Source organism: Shewanella aestuarii (assembly GCF_011765625.1).
GTDB classification, from domain to species: Bacteria; Pseudomonadota; Gammaproteobacteria; order Enterobacterales; family Shewanellaceae; genus Shewanella; species Shewanella aestuarii_A.
This window is the reverse complement of record NZ_CP050313.1, coordinates 2,457,472-2,475,110: the sequence shown is the minus strand read 5'-3', so window position 1 is coordinate 2,475,110 and position 17,639 is coordinate 2,457,472. Positions and strand designations below refer to the sequence as shown.

Annotated in this window: 15 protein-coding genes; all 15 read left to right on the top strand. The window is 41.9% G+C overall.

Annotation, left to right across the window (positions count from 1 at the left end; translation table 11 throughout):
* Nucleotides 1-85: 85 nt before the first annotated feature.
* Nucleotides 86-937 carry a translation elongation factor Ts gene (tsf, locus tag HBH39_RS11015; protein ID WP_167678223.1) on the top strand — a complete coding sequence of 284 codons (852 nt, stop codon included), beginning with the start codon at nt 86-88 and terminating at the stop codon, nt 935-937.
* A gap of 68 nt (nt 938-1,005) precedes the next feature.
* Complete coding sequence (pyrH, locus tag HBH39_RS11010) at nt 1,006-1,746, top strand: UMP kinase (protein ID WP_167678221.1); 741 nt, start codon at nt 1,006-1,008, stop codon at nt 1,744-1,746.
* A 117-nt stretch (nt 1,747-1,863) separates the two neighbouring features.
* The gene (gene frr / locus HBH39_RS11005) at nt 1,864-2,421 is read left to right on the top strand and encodes a ribosome recycling factor (RefSeq protein WP_167678219.1); all 558 of its coding nucleotides are present in this window, start codon (nt 1,864-1,866) and stop codon (nt 2,419-2,421) included.
* Nucleotides 2,422-2,500: 79 nt separating this feature from the next.
* Nucleotides 2,501-3,325, top strand: coding sequence for an isoprenyl transferase (locus HBH39_RS11000; RefSeq protein WP_167678217.1), 825 nt, complete (start codon nt 2,501-2,503; stop codon nt 3,323-3,325).
* Nucleotides 3,326-3,343: 18 nt separating this feature from the next.
* Nucleotides 3,344-4,201, top strand: a complete 858-nt coding sequence (locus tag HBH39_RS10995) for a phosphatidate cytidylyltransferase (protein WP_167678215.1) — start codon at nt 3,344-3,346, stop codon at nt 4,199-4,201.
* Nucleotides 4,202-4,206: 5 nt separating this feature from the next.
* The gene (gene ispC / locus HBH39_RS10990; RefSeq protein ID WP_167678213.1) at nt 4,207-5,397 is read left to right on the top strand and encodes a 1-deoxy-D-xylulose-5-phosphate reductoisomerase; all 1,191 of its coding nucleotides are present in this window, start codon (nt 4,207-4,209) and stop codon (nt 5,395-5,397) included.
* A gap of 11 nt (nt 5,398-5,408) precedes the next feature.
* Nucleotides 5,409-6,779 (top strand): sigma E protease regulator RseP, encoded by a 1,371-nt coding sequence (gene rseP / locus HBH39_RS10985; protein WP_167678211.1) that lies wholly within the window; start codon nt 5,409-5,411, stop codon nt 6,777-6,779.
* 31 nt (nt 6,780-6,810) lie between these two features.
* Complete coding sequence (gene bamA / locus HBH39_RS10980; RefSeq protein ID WP_167678209.1) at nt 6,811-9,294, top strand: outer membrane protein assembly factor BamA; 2,484 nt, start codon at nt 6,811-6,813, stop codon at nt 9,292-9,294.
* 56 nt (nt 9,295-9,350) lie between these two features.
* The gene (locus HBH39_RS10975) at nt 9,351-9,857 is read left to right on the top strand and encodes an OmpH family outer membrane protein (protein WP_432280111.1); all 507 of its coding nucleotides are present in this window, start codon (nt 9,351-9,353) and stop codon (nt 9,855-9,857) included.
* A gap of 24 nt (nt 9,858-9,881) precedes the next feature.
* Nucleotides 9,882-10,904 carry a UDP-3-O-(3-hydroxymyristoyl)glucosamine N-acyltransferase gene (gene lpxD, locus HBH39_RS10970; RefSeq protein WP_167678207.1) on the top strand — a complete coding sequence of 341 codons (1,023 nt, stop codon included), beginning with the start codon at nt 9,882-9,884 and terminating at the stop codon, nt 10,902-10,904.
* A 44-nt stretch (nt 10,905-10,948) separates the two neighbouring features.
* Nucleotides 10,949-11,410 carry a 3-hydroxyacyl-ACP dehydratase FabZ gene (gene fabZ, locus HBH39_RS10965; protein WP_167678205.1) on the top strand — a complete coding sequence of 154 codons (462 nt, stop codon included), beginning with the start codon at nt 10,949-10,951 and terminating at the stop codon, nt 11,408-11,410.
* Nucleotides 11,407-12,177 (top strand): acyl-ACP--UDP-N-acetylglucosamine O-acyltransferase, encoded by a 771-nt coding sequence (gene lpxA, locus HBH39_RS10960; protein ID WP_167678203.1) that lies wholly within the window; start codon nt 11,407-11,409, stop codon nt 12,175-12,177. The genes fabZ and lpxA overlap by 4 nt, the downstream gene beginning before the upstream one ends.
* Nucleotides 12,178-12,184: 7 nt before the next feature.
* Nucleotides 12,185-13,330 (top strand): lipid-A-disaccharide synthase, encoded by a 1,146-nt coding sequence (lpxB, locus tag HBH39_RS10955; protein ID WP_167680054.1) that lies wholly within the window; start codon nt 12,185-12,187, stop codon nt 13,328-13,330.
* Between the two features lie 24 nt (nt 13,331-13,354).
* The gene (gene rnhB, locus HBH39_RS10950; protein ID WP_167678201.1) at nt 13,355-13,990 is read left to right on the top strand and encodes a ribonuclease HII; all 636 of its coding nucleotides are present in this window, start codon (nt 13,355-13,357) and stop codon (nt 13,988-13,990) included.
* A 170-nt stretch (nt 13,991-14,160) separates the two neighbouring features.
* Nucleotides 14,161-17,637, top strand: a complete 3,477-nt coding sequence (gene dnaE, locus HBH39_RS10945) for a DNA polymerase III subunit alpha (protein ID WP_167678199.1) — start codon at nt 14,161-14,163, stop codon at nt 17,635-17,637.
* The last annotated feature ends 2 nt before the right edge of the window (nt 17,638-17,639 follow it).

The following is a 17,639-nucleotide window of genomic DNA, read 5'->3' as shown; positions in this document are numbered from 1 at the left end:
GCCAATACAAAAATTGGTAAACAGGGGCCTTTCGGCCCCTGTTTTATAGACGCAATATTAGACGAATTAATTAGAGGATTTAACAATGGCAATTACTGCTGCCCAAGTTAAAGAACTTCGTGACCGCACTGGCGCTGGCATGATGGACTGTAAAAAAGCATTGACTGAAACCAATGGTGACATCGAGCTAGCAATTGACAACATGCGTAAGAGCGGTGCCGCTAAAGCTGCGAAAAAAGCTGGTAACATCGCTGCTGAAGGTACAATTCTAATCAAGCAATGTGATGGTTACACTGCGTTATTAGAAGTTAACTGTCAAACAGACTTCGTTGCTAAAGATGGTAACTTCCTAGCATTTGCTAATGAAGTATTAGACGCTGCTGCAGCATCTAAAATCACTATCGAAGATTTAAAAGCACAGTTTGAAGAAACTCGTGTTGCTTTGGTTGCTAAAATTGGTGAAAACATCAACGTTCGTCGCGTTGAATACATCGATGGTGCTACTCAAGCGACTTACCGCCATGGCGACCGTATTGGTGTTGTTGTGACTGGTGAAGCTGATGAAGAAACCTTAAAGCACATTGCAATGCACGTTGCTGCTTCTAAGCCAGAATTCGTAAACCCTGAAGATGTTCCTGCTGATCTTGTTGCAAGAGAGCAAGCACTTCAAATCGAAATCGCTATGAACGAAGGTAAGCCAGCAGAAATTGCTGAGAAGATGGTTGTTGGTCGTATGAAGAAGTTTACTGGTGAGATTTCTCTTACTGGCCAAGCTTACATCATGGAACCAAAGAAAACTGTTGGTGAAATTCTTAAAGAGAAAGGCGCCTCAGTATCTAACTTCATTCGTTTAGAAGTGGGTGAAGGTATCGAGAAGAAAGAAGAAGATTTCGCAGCTGAAGTTGCTGCACAAATCGCCGCTACTAAAAAGGCTTAATCGCTTTTCTCTAAATACCCTAAGACCGCAGCAATCGCTGCGGTCTTGTTATAATCAGGACAAAAATTATGAGCACCAATCCAAAACCAGCATTTAGACGTATCCTGCTTAAATTAAGCGGTGAGGCATTGATGGGCGAAGAAGGCTTCGGCATTGACCCTAAAGTTCTTGACCGTATGGCACAAGAAGTAAAAGAGTTAGTTGAACTTGGTATTCAAGTTGGTGTGGTAATTGGTGGTGGCAACCTGTTTCGTGGTGAGGGCCTTGCAAATGCAGGTATGAACCGTGTAGTGGGTGATCACATGGGTATGTTAGCGACCGTAATGAATGGCCTTGCTATGCGCGATGCGCTTCACCGTGCATACGTAAATGCACGATTGATGTCTGCCATCCCATTAAAAGGTGTTTGTGATGATTACAACTGGGCTGAAGCGATTAGTTTGTTAAAATCAGGTCGAGTGGTTATTTTTGCCGCAGGTACTGGTAATCCTTTCTGTACAACGGACTCTGCTGCTTGTCTACGCGGTATTGAAATTGAAGCCGAAGTGGTACTAAAAGGCACGAAAGTGGATGGCGTTTATTCAGCCGATCCAATGAAAAACCCTGAAGCGGTAAAATATGATTCATTAAGCTTTGATGAAGTATTAGAATCAGAATTGAAAGTAATGGACTTAGCCGCCTTTACCATGGCGCGTGATCATAATATCCCTATTTTGGTGTTTAATATGAACAAGCCTGGTGCATTACGTAAAGTGATTATGGGTGAAAGTGAAGGCACTATTATTAGTCAGAATGGTAGCCAAAAGTAGTTTTACACTCAATTATGTAAATATAACTAGATTTGATGTTTGAGCTGTTTGGTCGTCTGTGTCATTCTTTATTCAATAGCTCAAACTTCACTGAATATTTGTGAAAAGGAAATTATTGTGATTGAAACAATTTTGTTAGATGCGCAAGAGCGCATGGGTAAATGTGTTGATGCAACTAAAAACCAAATGGCGAAAGTACGTACTGGTCGTGCTCACCCAAGTTTATTAGACTCAATTCAAGTATCATACTACGGTGCAATGACACCACTTAAGCAAGTGGCAAACATTGGTATTGAAGACTCACGTACCTTGAACGTGACTGTTTTTGACCAATCCTTGGTACAAGCAGTAGAAAAAGCCATCATGTCTTCTGATTTAGGTTTAAATCCAATGACTGCTGGTAATTCATTGCGTATTCCGCTTCCTGCGCTAACTGAAGAACGTCGTAAGGACTTCATTAAAGTCGTACGTAACGAAGCTGAAAATGGCCGTATCGCTATCCGTAACGTACGTCGCGATGCTATCAGCGAAGTTAAAAAGCTTGAAAAAGCCAAAGAATGTACTGAAGATGATGTGCGTCGCAGTGAAGATACAGTTCAAAAACATACCGACTCTTTCATTAAAAACATTGATCAAATTCTTGCAGCTAAAGAAAAAGAGTTAATGGAAGTCTAATCTTCAGCGTTCAATGCTAGAGTTAATACGCCGTGTAAGGGTATACTACACGGCGTTTGTTTTTATAGGGTAGTTGTAAATGTCATCCAAGATTGATTTAGCATCAGGTAGTTCCTCTAGTCCTGAACTGACAACTTCAGAAGTCTTACCTGGACAATTATCAGATATCGTCAAGCAGTCTTTGCCTAAACACGTTGCTATTATCATGGATGGTAATGGTCGTTGGGCGCAAAATAAAGGCATGCCTCGCGTTATGGGCCACAAAGCGGGTGTCAAAGCTGTTCGTCGTGTAGTGAGTGCTGCTAGCCAGTTAGGCATTGAATCATTAACCTTGTTTGCTTTTTCTAGTGAAAATTGGCGTAGACCTGACAAAGAAGTCAGTTTATTAATGGAGCTTTTTTTTAATGTGCTTCAGCGTGAAGTCAAGCGTCTAGATAAAAACCAAGTCAAATTAAATATTATTGGTGACACGAGTCGATTTTCCGCTCGTTTACAGAAGCAAATTGCACAAGCGGAAGAAAAAACTTTAAACAATACTGGGCTTATATTGAACGTCGCCGCCAATTATGGTGGTCGTTGGGATATCATGCAAGCTGCTCAAAAAGTAGCTCAAAAAGTAGAATCTGGCGAAATGACCAGCAGTCAGATGACTGAAGAGGCCATAAATCAACATTTGTGCATGCAAAATCAATCTGAAGTTGATTTAATGATTAGAACTGGTGGCGATTATCGGATCAGTAATTTTATTTTATGGCAGGCTGCCTATGCTGAGCTCGTGTTTACTGAGACCTTGTGGCCTGATTTCGATGAGAATGCTTTTCATCACACTCTGGCAACGTTTGCCAGTCGTCAGCGTCGTTTTGGTTTGACGGGCAGTCAAATTGAACAAATACGTGCGCTGTAAAATTAAGAGGATTATTTTTTGCTAAAACAACGAATAATAACAGCACTGTGTTTAATCCCACTTGTATTAGCCGGTATTTTTTGGGTACCAGCGGTTTATTTTGCGTGGTGTTTAGTTCCTATTTTTGCTATTGCGGCAAAAGAGTGGGGTAGCTTTATTGATAAAGACTGCAATGTGACCCAGTGGTCATTTACCGTCACGGTGGCGTTTTTATTGATCGTGATAAATATAATGTTCCCTGCTGATGAATTATGGTTTAAAGGCCATTTGCATCCGATGTTTCAAGCAATCATTAGCATAGGGGTTCTTTGGTGGATAGTGAGTTCAGCTTTAGTTTTCAGCTTTCCTAAAAGCGCAAAAGTATGGCAAAACAGTCAAATGCTGAAATCCATGTTCGGCCAATTAACTTTAATTCCATGTTTTGTTTCACTCATCGCTCTGAAATCATTAAGTAGCTCTGTTGAACCTTATTTTGGTGGTGTGCTGGTATTTTTAGTTATGTTGGTTGTTTGGGCTGCCGATACTGGCGCGTATTTTGCGGGCAAAAGCCTTGGAAAGCATAAACTCATGCCAAGTGTGAGCCCTGCAAAAACCCTTGAAGGGTTAGCGGGTGGTTTACTAACAACTATGCTGATTGTTGTTGGGGTGATGTATTTTTCACCGGAGCAAGAGTTGGGCTTATTAGTGGTGGTTACCTTAGTGACAGCAATTGCCTCTGCCTTTGGCGATCTTTCTGAAAGCATGTTTAAACGGGTTGCCGATATTAAAGATTCGGGCAAAATTTTACCCGGTCATGGCGGAGTGTTGGACCGCATCGACAGTCTAACGGCTGCATTACCTGTGTTTACCTTTATTTATATTGCTATGTGGATGTGATGCTAATGCAAAATATGGTTATTCTAGGTGCGACTGGGTCGATTGGCGCTAGCACCTTAAATGTCATTAGTCATAATCCAGAGGCTTATCAGGTTTATGGCTTAGTCGCCAACTCAAGCGTAGACAAAATGCTTGCGTTATGTGAAGCACATCAGCCTAAGTTTGCTCATATGGTCTGCGAGCAAGCTGCCAAAGAGTTACAAGCCAAACTCCCTAAGAGCATACATACGACCGTGACTTCAGGTGAACAGGCACTAATCGACTTAGTCGTTAACAAAGACGTTGAAACCGTTATGGCTGCGATTGTTGGTGCAGCAGGATTAGTGCCAACCTTCGCTGCAGTAAAAGCCGGTAAGCGGGTTTTACTCGCGAATAAAGAAGCTTTGGTGATGTCCGGTGAACTATTTATGCGTGCTGCACGACAATCTGGCGCGACCATTTTACCGGTTGACAGTGAACATAACGCCATATTCCAATGTATGCCTGAGTCAGTGCAAACCAACCTTGGCTATTGTGATATTGAAGCTGAAGGAATAGCCCATATTTTGCTAACGGGGTCAGGTGGACCATTTTTAACAGCAGATTTAGACAGTTTACCTTCAGTCACTCCCGAACAAGCCTGCAAACATCCCAATTGGTCAATGGGGCGCAAGATTTCTGTCGACTCGGCGACGATGATGAATAAAGGTCTTGAGTATATTGAGGCGCGTTGGTTATTTAACACCACACCGGAACAGCTGAAAGTGGTGATCCATCCGCAAAGTGTGATTCACTCGATGGTGCAATACAAAGATGGCTCAGTTGTTGCGCAAATGGGGAACCCTGATATGCGCACACCTATTGCTCATTGTATGAGCTATCCGCAAAGAATTTACGCCGGAGTTGAACCTTTAGACTTTTTCAAAGTCGGACAATTAGGTTTCTTTGAGCCTGACTTTAATCGTTTTCCTTGCTTACAGTTGGCAATTAAGGCGTGTCATCAAGGACAAGAAGCTACAACTATCTTAAATGCAGCCAATGAAATTGCGGTTGATGCATTTTTGAATAACCAAATAAAGTTCACCGATATTGCTGTGGTCAATGAAGCTTGCTTACATATGGTCTGTGGTAGCGCATTAAATACGATTGAAGATATTATTGAATTAGATAAACAAGCTAGGGAATTTGCCAAAGCTAAAGTTACTGCAATGGTTTAATCAGGAGTAAGATGTTCGATTTTTTTTGGAACTTAGGTTCATTTATCATTGCATTAGGCATTTTAATTACGGCTCATGAATACGGTCATTTTTGGGTGGCGCGCCGCTGTGGTGTAAAAGTACATACTTTTTCAATTGGTTTTGGCAAAGCAATCTGGCGTAAAACGAGTAAAGATGGCACTGAATATGTTGTCGCTATGATCCCATTAGGTGGCTACGTCAAAATGCTTGATGAGCGTGTTGAAGATGTGCCAACAGAATTAGTAAACCAAGCTTTTAACCGTAAGACTGTTTGGCAACGTATAGCGATTGTGGCAGCAGGGCCAATTGCCAACTTTATTTTTGCTATCATCGCTTTATATATTATGTATATCGTTGGTGTACCTTCAATCAAACCGGTTATCGACTCAACCAGAATCAATTCGCCTGCTGCGATTATTCAAGTGAATGAACCACAGCAAATTATTGCGGTTTCAGGCCAGAAAGTGCGTAATTGGGAAGAGGTCAATTTAGCGTTAGTTGGCCATATTGGTGATGAGCAATTAGATATTACCTTAGCGCCCTTATCGCAAATTGAAGGAATCGAACCTACGGGTAAAACCTACCAAATTGATATTCGCCAATGGCAGTTTGATCCAGAAAAAGAATCACCCATTACCGCCTTAGGCTTAGGCATTTTTAGACCTGGTATTGAACCAGTTATTGCTATGATAACTGAAGACAGTTCCGCTGAAATAGCAGGCTTAATGGTTGGTGACAGGATTTTATCTATCAATCAAGAGAATTACAAAGATTGGAATACGTTTGTCGATGTGATACAAACATCTGCCAACAAGCCCGTTGACATCTATATTGAGCGTGGAAACCAGCGTTTAAGCATTGAGGTGGTGCCGAAGGCGCATATTAATGAACAAGGCGATACTATAGGTATTGTTGGTATTAGTCCTACTCAAGCGCAATGGCCTGAAAATATGCGCTTTGATCTTGAGTATGGCATGATAGATTCCATCACAGCGGCTGTAGATAAAACATGGCAGTTAGTGACAGTCAGCTTTAAAATGATAGGCAAATTATTTACCGGCGATGTGTCGGTGAAAAACCTAAGCGGTCCCATATCAATTGCGCAAGGAGCGGGTGCGAGTGCAAATTATGGTGTGGTGTATTTTCTTGGGTTTATCGCGCTCATCAGTGTGAACTTAGGCATTGTTAATTTAATGCCTTTACCCGTACTCGATGGTGGACACTTGCTGTATTACTTTATTGAAGTGATTACGGGTAAGCCTGTACCAGAAAAGGTTCAGGAAATTGGATTCAGGTTTGGCGCAGCTCTGCTGCTAATGTTGATGAGCCTTGCGCTTTTCAATGATTTTGCCCGACTCTGAGCAAGGACAGACAAATAATTAGAAGTGCTCTATGAGATTGAATAAACTTTTTGCCTCGATGTTATTCGTCGGCGCGTCTTTTGCAGGGAACGGTTGGGCAAATACATTCCAACCATTTGAAGTCACCGACATTCAAGTTGAAGGTTTACAACGTGTTGCTTTAGGTGCTGCACTACTAAATCTGCCAATTCGCGTTGGTGATACAGTCGATCAAACTAAATTACAACAAGCGATTAAAAGCTTATATGGTTCAACTAATTTTGAATCGATAAGTGTAGCTCACGAAGATGGGGTTCTGTACGTCACCGTTAAAGAACGCCCCACCATCAGTGCGGTGACCTTTGAAGGTAACAAAGATATCAAAGACGAGCAGTTACAAGAGAGCCTTGATGGTTCAGGTGTAAAAATTGGTGAGTCGTTAGATCGCACCATGCTTTCTGGTATCGAAAAGGGCTTGCAGGACTTTTACTACGGTGTGGGTAAATACGGCGCCAAAGTTGAAGCGCAAATTATCAACTTACCTCGTAATCGTGTTGAGCTTAAGTTCAATTTTACCGAGGGTTTGGCGGCTGAAATTCGACAAATCAATGTAGTTGGTAATACGGTATTCACTGACTCTGAATTAATCAGCATGCTTGAGTTGAAAGATTATGTAGCATGGTGGGATATATTTGGTGAGCGCCGTTATCAAAAACAAAAGCTTCAAGCTGATTTAGAAACCATTAAGACCTATTACCACAATCAAGGTTATATCCGCTTTGAGGTAACATCGACTCAAGTGGCGATGACACCTGATCGAAAAGGTTTATATATCACCATCAACGTTGATGAAGGTGAAAAATATAAGGTTAAAGAAGTTAACTTAACCGGTGATTTAATGGGCCGTGAAGAATTACTAAGAGCCATTTTGCCACTGAAAGAAGGCAATATGTATAACGGTGCTGATGTGACCTTCACTGAAGAGATGTACAGTAAGTATCTAGGCCGTTTTGGTTATGCATACCCCGAAGTAAAAACTTATCCTGAAATCGACGATGAGAATAAAGAAGTTACTTTAAACGTCAATATTCAACCCGGTAAGCGTGTTTATGTTCGTAGTATTAACTTTACGGGTAATGCTGTAACCAAAGATGAAGTGATGCGTCGTGAGCTTCGTCAAATGGAAGGGGCATGGTTAAACTCTGCGCAGATTGAACAATCAAAAGCGCGTTTAAACCGTTTAGGCTTTTTTGAAACGGTTGATACTGAAACAATCCAAGTACCGGGAAGTGACGACTTAGTTGATGTTGCTGTTAAAGTGAAAGAACAACCATCTGGCTCATTTAATGCCGGTGTTGGTTACGGCACTGAATCTGGTGTGAGTTTACAGTTTGGTGTTGAGCAAAATAACTTCCTCGGTACGGGTAACCAAGCCGGCGTTAGCATCAATACTAACAAGTATTCGAAAAGTGCTAATGTGTCTTACACTGATCCTTACTTTACCAAAGATGGTGTGAGTTTAGGGGGAAGTATTTATTGGAACGAGTTTGACGCCAACGAGGCTAACCTTGAACGCTATAAGAATAAATCTTATGGTGTTGCGCTTAACTCTGGTTTTCCGCTTAACGAATACAACCGCTTAAATGGGGGCATTGGTTATCGTCATAACACAATTTCTGAAATCTCAGCTTATGAGCAAGCACTGCGTTTTTATAACATCTATCGTGACAGCGATGATCCCAATGCAGATTTAAGTTTCAATAACTTTGAATTAAATGCTGGCTGGTACAGAAGCACCTTAAACCGCGGCACGTTCCCAACCGATGGTTCATCGCAACGCTTAAGCGGTAAAATGACGATACCTGGGTCAGATTTACAGTATTTCAAAACGGACTTTGACACTAACTTCTATTTCCCGTTAACGCGCCGTCATAGTTTCGTTGTGTTAGCTCGTGCTAGATTAGGCTACTCTAACGGTTATGGTAAGTTTAATGAAAATGATCAAATTTTACCTTTCTGGGAAAACTATTACTCAGGTGGTAGTAGCTCATTACGTGGTTTTAAATCAAATTCTGTAGGTCCACGTTCATTTTACTTAATTCGTGGTAGCGAGCCTTGTGCGCCCGATCCATCTGGCGAAGGTTGTAGTTTACCCGGTGAGCCTAATGAGCTTTATGTGAATGAAGGCCGTTCAATTGGTGGTAATGCCATTGCAACAGCCAGTCTTGAGTTAATTGTACCTACGCCGTTCTTGGATGAAGCATATACTAATTCAGTGCGTACCAGTTTCTTCGTTGATGCCGGTAACGTATGGGATACTGAGTTTGATTATGATTCCTATCGCACTTTACCCGCTGATGAATTTGAGAAGCTTCAAGACTTCAGTGACCCAGGGCGCATTCGTGCATCATGGGGTATGAGTGTGCAGTGGTTATCACCCATGGGGCCGATGGTATTTAGCCTTGCATGGCCGATTAAAGAATATGAAGACGATGAAACTGAGATTTTCTCGTTCAATATTGGCAAAACGTTCTAAAACCAATAAACTCAGCGAGTTTTGCTGAACAAATGATTAATAACAAGGAGTCTACTTTGAAAAAGATTGTCAATCGCGCATTAGTAACATTAGCTTTTTTAGCCGTCCCAATGATGGCACAGGCTGAAAAAATTGCAGTAGTGGATATGGGCGAAGTATTTGAGCAATTGCCACAACGTGAGCAAATTTCTCAATCATTGAAAACTGAATTTGGCGATCGTGTCGCTGAAGTACAAAAGATGCAAGATGAAATGCGTTCACTCGTTGAAAAGCAACAACGTGACGGCGCATTAATGAGTGAAACTCAAAAAACTGACATGGTTCGTAAAATGGAATCATTGAAGGCTGAGTTCCAACTTAAAGGTAAAGCGCTTGATGAAGATATGCGTCGTCGTCAAGGTGAAGAGCAAAACAAATTATTAGTGCAAGTTCAAAAAATTATTAACGACATTGCCGCAAAAGAAAAGTACGACATCGTTTTACAACGTGGTGCGGTAATTTTTGTTAAGCCTGAAGCTGATATTAGCGGTAAAGTAGTTGAAGCATTAAGCAAAATCAAATAATTAGCAATCTTTAGGCAAATAACTATGCAACAAATGACTTTAAAAGAAATTGGTCGATTATTAGACGCAACTATACAAGGCGATGAATCAACGCTTATCAACAGTGTTGCTACCCTTGAAGATGCGAAAGAAGGCCAGTTATCTTTTCTAGCCAATAGTAAGTACCGTGCAAAGCTTGAAGAAACCAAAGCTAGCGCGGTGTTGCTCAGTGAAAATGATGCTAAAGCATTCACTGGTAATGCACTTGTCGTAGCAGACCCTTATGTGGGATTTGCTAAAGTTGCACAGTTACTTGATACCACACCTCCGGCGGCGATTGGCATACATCCTAGTGCCCATATAGATGCTACAGCAATGTTGGGTGACAATGTTGCTGTGGGACCAAATGTGGTGATTGGTGCTAATGTCATTATTAGTGACAATGTACAAATTGGTGCCGGTTGTGTGATTGGTGAATCCAGTATTATTGGTAAAAATACCCGTTTGTGGGCAAATGTGACTATTTATCACGATGTTCATATTGGTACAGATTGTATTTTCCACTCAGCCAGTGTGATTGGCTCAGATGGCTTTGGCTATGCAAACGAACGTGGTAATTGGATTAAAATTCCGCAAACTGGCGGCGTTAGAATTGGTAATCGTGTAGAAGTTGGTGCTTGTACTAGTATTGATCGTGGTGCTTTATCACATACTGAAATTCATGATGGTGTGATAATCGATAACCAAGTCCAAATTGCACATAATGTGATTATTGGACAAAACTCTGCCATTGCAGGCAGTACCGTATTAGCTGGCAGCTGTGTGATTGGTAAATATTGTATTATCGGTGGTAACACGGCCATAGCTGGGCATTTATCTATTGCTGATGGTGTACATGTGAGCGGCGGTACCAATGTGACCAGTATGATCAGAGAGAAGGGCGTATACTCTTCTGCAACTTCTGCAATGGAAAATAAACTATGGCGACGAAATACTGTCAGATTCCGTCAACTAGATGACTTGTTTACTCGAGTAAAACAACTTGAGAAAGCACAAAAAGCTGAATAACATTTTGCAATAAGCCTCATTGAACCTTAATTAAGGAACCGAGAGTGTCGAACGAATTAAACACAATGGATATTAAAGAGATCCTTAAATATCTTCCTCATCGATATCCATTTTTATTGATTGATCGCGTATTAGATTTTACCGTAGGCGAGCATTTGCATGCGATTAAAAATGTGACGATCAACGAGCCTTTTTTCCAAGGTCATTTCCCAGTACAACCTGTTATGCCTGGTGTACTTATTTTAGAGGCAATGGCCCAAGCAACCGGCTTACTTGCATTTAAAACCATGAGTACAGAGCCTTCACCCGATGTACTTTATTATTTTGCTGGTATAGACAAAGCGCGTTTTAAGCGTGTTGTTGAACCAGGTGATCAAATTCATTTTCATGTGAAGATGATCAAAGAACGTCGCGGGATTGGTGTATTTATCGGCGAAGCTTTAGTCGATGGCGAAGTTGTTTGTTCAGCTGAAATCATGTGCGCACGTAGAGAGATTAACAAGTGATTGATAAATTAGCGTTTGTTCACCCAGATGCCAAAATTGGTAACAATGTTACCATAGGTCCTTGGACCTACATTGGTGCTGATGTTGAAATTGGCGATGATACATGGATTAGTTCTCACGTTGTAATTAAAGGTCCGACAGTTATCGGCAAAGGAAACCGTATTTTCCAGTTTGCTTCTGTGGGTGAAGAGTGCCAAGACAAAAAATATGCGGGTGAACCAACTCGCTTAATCATGGGTGATAATAATATTGTTCGTGAATCTGTCACTATTCATCGTGGCACGGTACAAGACAACAGTGAAACTCGTATTGGTTCTAACAACTTGTTTATGGCCTATGTTCATATTGCTCATGACTGTGTTGTGGGTAATCATGTGATTATGGCTAACAATGCATCTATCGCAGGTCATGTGCATGTTGAAGATCACGTGATTTTAGGTGGTATGACTGGCGTGCATCAATTTGTTCATATTGGAGCACATGCATTTAGTGCCGGCTCATCAACTATTTTTCAAGATGTGCCACCGTTTGTGATGGCAGCGGGTACTCCTGCAATTCCACGTGGTTTAAACGTTGAAGGCTTAAAGCGTCGTGGATTTAGCAAAGAAACACAGCATGCGATTCGTCGAACGTACAAAGCACTATACCGTAAAAACCTGACTATTGATGAAGCGTTAGCTGAAATCGCTGAAGATGCGGCTAATGAACCTCATGTTAAAGCCATGGTTGATTTTATTAACCAGTCTTCACGCGGTATTATTCGATAGTGATGCAATGAGCAAATCTACTTCACCTATTTTTGCCATGGTCGCCGGAGAAATCTCCGGCGATATTCTTGGTGCCGGTTTAATTAAATCCTTAAAGCTGCGTTATCCAGATGCCAAATTCGTTGGTATTGGTGGCCCTCGTATGCAAGCCCTTGGTTTTGATTCTTGGTTTTCTATGGAAGAGTTAGCCGTAATGGGGATTGTCGAAGTATTGTCTCGATTGCCAAGGCTGCTTAAAGTTCGAGCCAGCTTGATTGAACAAATTACTGCCATTGAACCTGATTGTTTTATTGGCATTGACGCGCCAGATTTTAATATTGGTCTTGAGCTAAAACTCAAAAATAAAGGCATTAAAACCGTTCATTATGTCAGTCCATCTGTTTGGGCATGGCGTCCAAAGCGTATTTTCAAAATTGCCAAAGCCACTAATATGGTGTTGTCTTTGCTTCCTTTTGAAAAAGCCTTTTATGATAAACATCATGTACCTTGTACCTTTGTTGGTCATACTCTTGCTGATGATATTCCTTTGCAAAGTGATAAAGTCGCTGCACGACAGTTACTTGGACTTGACGTTAATGCTGAGTATTTAGCTATTTTACCAGGATCTCGTGGCGGGGAACTCAAGCAATTGGCTGAGCCATTTGTTAAAGCGGCCTGTCTAGTTAAGCAGCAATATCCTGATATTAAGTTTGTCACCCCAGTTGTTAATGCTGCTCGCAAACAGCAATATTTAGCTGCATTAGCAGAGCACGCTCCTGATTTAGAAATTGATCTAATAGATGGTCAATCTCGAGAAGTGATGGCTGCCGCTGACTGCATTTTATTGGCTTCAGGTACAGCCACCTTAGAAGCCATGTTAGTTAAGCGTCCTATGATTGTTGCATATCGTGTGAGTCCGATTACCTATGCCATTGCCAAACGAATGATGCAGATTGATAATTATTCTCTGCCAAATTTATTAGCGCATCAAACGATTGTGCCAGAGCTTATCCAAGAGAATTGCCAACCTGATCTTATTGCTGCAGAAGTGATTAAGCAGCTTAATGGTGACTTTGGCCCTTTAGAGCAGCAATTTACTGAGTTACACCAGCAATTGCGTTGTAATGCTAGTGAACGTGCCGCTGATGCTGTTGTCGCACTTATAAACGCCTAATTCGAAATTTAAAGTGAGTTTGTTATGTCAGTCATTGCATTACCGACGCTAATTAAAGCCATTACACCTGAGCAAGTTGAATTGTTATCAAATGGCTTGGTGGCTGGCGTAGATGAAGTGGGGCGCGGCCCTCTCGTTGGTGATGTGGTTACTGCTGCTGTGATATTAGATCCTAGCAAGCCTATCGAAGGGCTAAATGATTCTAAAAAATTGTCTGAGAAACGACGCTATGCCTTATATCAATTGATTTTAGACAATGCGTTATCTGTCAGTGTTGGCCGTGCTAATCCACAAGAAATCGATCAGTTAAATATTTTACATGCCACTATGTTGGCGATGCAGCGTGCGGTTGCAGGATTAGATATTCAACCTGAGCGTGTATTAGTGGACGGTAACCGAGTCCCCGAGTTTGGTGTTGTATCCCATGCCATTATTAAAGGTGATGGCTTAGTTGCAGCTATCAGTGCAGCCTCAATTATTGCCAAAGTCACCCGCGATAATGAAATGGCTCTGCTTGATGCTAAGTATCCTCAATATGGTTTTGCTAAACATAAGGGTTACCCAACCAAGGCGCATTTTGAGGCGCTTGAATTGCATGGCGTACTGGCTGAGCATCGAAAAAGTTTTAAGCCTGTAGCAGAGCGTTTGAGTCGCAGCTAAATCGGCAGCCTTTTATCAATTTAATTTGTGTAATGATTTATTTGGGTTCATTCAATAAGCTAAGCAACAGCACAAATGATTGGAACCTATTTAAGAGTTTGCTAGTCTGAACAAGATTTTCGATTACTTTTTTGCATCCTTTTTTAACATCGAATAATAAGAATTTATCTATGTCCGATCCTCGTTTTGTCCATTTGCGTGTTCACAGTGACTTTTCAATGTCTGACGGTGTGGCCAAAGTTAAGCCCATTTTAGCTGCAGCCGAATCTCAAGGTATGGCGGCCATTGCCTTAACGGATCAAAACAATTTTTGTGGCTTAGTTAAGTTTTATGGCGGTGCCCATGGGGCGGGTATCAAACCCATTATCGGCGCAGACTTTTGGATGCAAGTACCGGGTTTTGAAAAAGACTTATGTGCTTTGACCATAATCGCTATGGATAATGAGGGATATCAAAACTTAACCCAATTGATCAGTGAAGCTTATTTACGTGGGCATGTCGATGGCAGGGTCGTTATCGACCAGTCTTGGTTAATGACTTACAACAAAGGCATTTTGATTTTATCTGGCGCTAAAGATGGTGATGTGGGTAAAGCTTTATTAAAAGGCAACCAAGGTCAAGTTGATGAACTGGTTAACTTTTACCAAACTCATTTTAATGATAGATATTTTTTAGAACTAATACGCACTAATCGAGCTGATGAAGAACGCTATTTACATATGGCGGTTGAATTAGCATCTAAAACCGGCTTACCTGTGGTGGCCACAAATCAAGTGGTATTTTTAAAGGCCGATGACTTTGAAGCTCATGAAATTAGGGTTGCTATTCATGACGGCTATACCTTGGCAGATCCTCGTCGTCCTAAAAAATATAGCGAACAACAATATTTACGCAGCGAAGATGAGATGTGTGCCTTATTTGCTGACATTCCATCGGCGATTACTAATACCGTTGAGATCGCCAAGCGCTGTAATGTCACCATTCGCTTACATGAATACTTTCTTCCTAACTTTCCCACGGGCGATTTAACCATTGAAGACTTTTTAGTTGAGGTGTCACGTAAAGGTTTAGAAGAAAGATTGGCATTTTTGTTTCCCGATCCAGAGATACGCGCCCAAAGACGAGGAGAATATGACGAGCGTTTAGACGTTGAACTACAGGTTATCAACCAAATGGGATTCCCTGGATACTTCCTGATTGTAATGGAGTTTATTCAATGGGGTAAAGACCATGGCATTCCTGTAGGCCCAGGTCGTGGTTCAGGTGCGGGTTCATTAGTGGCTTATGCCTTAAAAATTACCGACCTAGACCCGCTTGAGTATGACTTATTATTCGAACGTTTTTTGAATCCTGAGCGGGTGTCTATGCCCGACTTTGACGTCGATTTTTGTATGGATCGGCGTGACGAAGTGATTGACCATGTGGCAGAGCTTTACGGCCGAGAGGCGGTATCGCAAATTATCACTTTTGGTACCATGGCTGCAAAAGCCGTTGTGCGAGATGTTGGCCGAGTGCTAGGCCACCCCTATGGTTTTGTTGAACGTTTAACTAAGCTTATTCCTGCAGAGCCCGGGATGACCCTAGCAAAAGCATTTGAAGTCGAACCGGCTTTGCCTGAGGCGTATGCCGCTGATGAAGATGTCAAAGAGCTTATTGACATGTGTCGCCGCTTAGAGGGCGTGACACGTAACGCAGGTAAACATGCTGGTGGCGTGGTGATTGCTCCCACCCGTATCACAGACTTTTCGCCACTTTATTGTGATGCCGAAGGCTTAAACCCTGTTACCCAGTTTGATAAAAATGACGTTGAAACTGCCGGTTTAGTTAAATTTGACTTCTTGGGGCTGCGAACGCTGACAATCATTGACTGGGCTTTGCAGATGATCAATCCGCGCCTTGTTAAAGAAGGCAAAGAGCCGGTGCGCATAGAAGCGATTAAACTTGATGATCCTGCCTGTTTTAGATTACTGCAAAAATATGAAACCACCGCAGTATTCCAGCTTGAATCAAGAGGGATGAAAGACCTTATTAAGCGTCTACAGCCCGACTGTTTTGAGGATATGATTGCGCTTGTGGCACTATTTCGTCCCGGTCCGTTGCAATCAGGCATGGTAGATAACTTTATCGAGCGTAAGCATGGGCGTGAGGAAGTCTCATACCCAGACTCACAATATCAGCACGAATCTCTCAAAGAACTGCTTTCACCCACATACGGCATCATCTTGTACCAAGAACAGGTCATGCAGATTGCTCAGGTATTATCAGGTTACACCCTTGGCGGTGCGGACATGCTGCGCCGTGCAATGGGTAAGAAAAAACCAGAGGAAATGGCTAAGCAGCGCAGTATCTTCAAAGAAGGAGCGATCAAAAACGGTATTGATGGCGACTTGTCGATGAAAATTTTCGACTTGGTAGAAAAGTTTGCTGGTTATGGTTTTAACAAATCTCACTCTGCCGCTTATGCACTGGTTTCTTATCAAACACTGTGGCTAAAAACCCATTATCCCGCCCAGTTTATGGCAGCAGTTATGTCTGCGGATATGGATAACACGGATAAAATTGTGACCTTGGTGGATGAATGTGAGCGCATGGGTTTACCGCTTATTCCCCCCGATGTGAACAAAGGACTGTTTAAGTTCACCGTTGATGATGATCTTAATATTGTTTACGGTATTGGTGCCATTAAAGGTGTTGGTGAAGGCCCTGTAGAGTCAATTTTAGCGGCCCGAAAAGACGGTCCATTTATTGACCTATTTGATTTTTGTGCTCGAATTGATCTTAAAAAGCTCAATAAACGCGTGATTGAAAAACTGATTTGTGCCGGTGCGTTAGATAGCCTTGGGCCACATCGTGCTTCGATGATGGCCACTTTGCCTGAAGCCATTAGCGCAGCTGCCCAGCATGCCAAAGCTGAAGCGATTGGACAGCATGATATGTTTGGCCTATTAAATAACGAGCCAGATGATAATAAACAACAATTTGTTGAGTGCACGCCTTGGCCAGATAAAATTTGGCTAGAAGGGGAGCGTGAAACCTTAGGGCTATACTTAACAGGCCATCCAATTAACCAGTATCTTGCAGAGTTAAAGCACTATACTTCAGGTCGATTAAAAGATATTCACCCAACAGAGCGTGGCAAAACCGTAAAGGCTGCTGGTTTAGTGGTGGCGACCCGAGTGATGATGACCAAGCGTGGCGCCAAAATGGGACTGGTCACTTTAGATGATAAAAGTGCGCGTTTAGAAGTTATGCTTTTTACCGAACCATTCGAAAAGTTTGGCCATTTACTTGAAAAAGACCGCATTTTGATTTGTGAAGGCGATGTCAGTTTTGATGAGTTTTCTGGCGGTAATCGCATGAATGGCCGAAATATTATTGATATTGGTGAGGCTCGCAGTCATTTTGCCCAAGCTGTCGAATTAAATATTGATGCTGATATTTTGTCAGCACAATGGTTAGAGCAATTTATGCAAACTCTTGAGCCTTGGAAAAGTGGCGCAGTTCCCGTGACAATCCATTATCAGCAGTCTGCTGCTGCAGGTAAGTTAACATTAGGGGACGAGTGGCGTGTTAACCCAACAGATGAGTTAATGTTAGCGTTAGAGTCCATGTTAGGTTCAAAAAATGTCAAAATTGTTTTCAACTAACC

Excerpts from the sequence above, each read along its gene's own strand:
- tsf (WP_167678223.1), top strand. The coding sequence starts at position 86 with ATGGCAATTACTGCTGCCCAAGTTAAAGAACTTCGTGACCGCACTGGC.
- pyrH (WP_167678221.1), top strand. The coding sequence starts at position 1,006 with ATGAGCACCAATCCAAAACCAGCATTTAGACGTATCCTGCTTAAATTA.
- HBH39_RS11000 (WP_167678217.1), top strand. The coding sequence starts at position 2,501 with ATGTCATCCAAGATTGATTTAGCATCAGGTAGTTCCTCTAGTCCTGAA.
- ispC (WP_167678213.1), top strand. The coding sequence starts at position 4,207 with ATGCAAAATATGGTTATTCTAGGTGCGACTGGGTCGATTGGCGCTAGC.
- rseP (WP_167678211.1), top strand. The coding sequence starts at position 5,409 with ATGTTCGATTTTTTTTGGAACTTAGGTTCATTTATCATTGCATTAGGC.
- bamA (WP_167678209.1), top strand. The coding sequence starts at position 6,811 with ATGAGATTGAATAAACTTTTTGCCTCGATGTTATTCGTCGGCGCGTCT.
- lpxD (WP_167678207.1), top strand. The coding sequence starts at position 9,882 with ATGCAACAAATGACTTTAAAAGAAATTGGTCGATTATTAGACGCAACT.
- lpxB (WP_167680054.1), top strand. The coding sequence starts at position 12,185 with ATGAGCAAATCTACTTCACCTATTTTTGCCATGGTCGCCGGAGAAATC.
- rnhB (WP_167678201.1), top strand. The coding sequence starts at position 13,355 with ATGTCAGTCATTGCATTACCGACGCTAATTAAAGCCATTACACCTGAG.
- dnaE (WP_167678199.1), top strand. The coding sequence starts at position 14,161 with ATGTCCGATCCTCGTTTTGTCCATTTGCGTGTTCACAGTGACTTTTCA.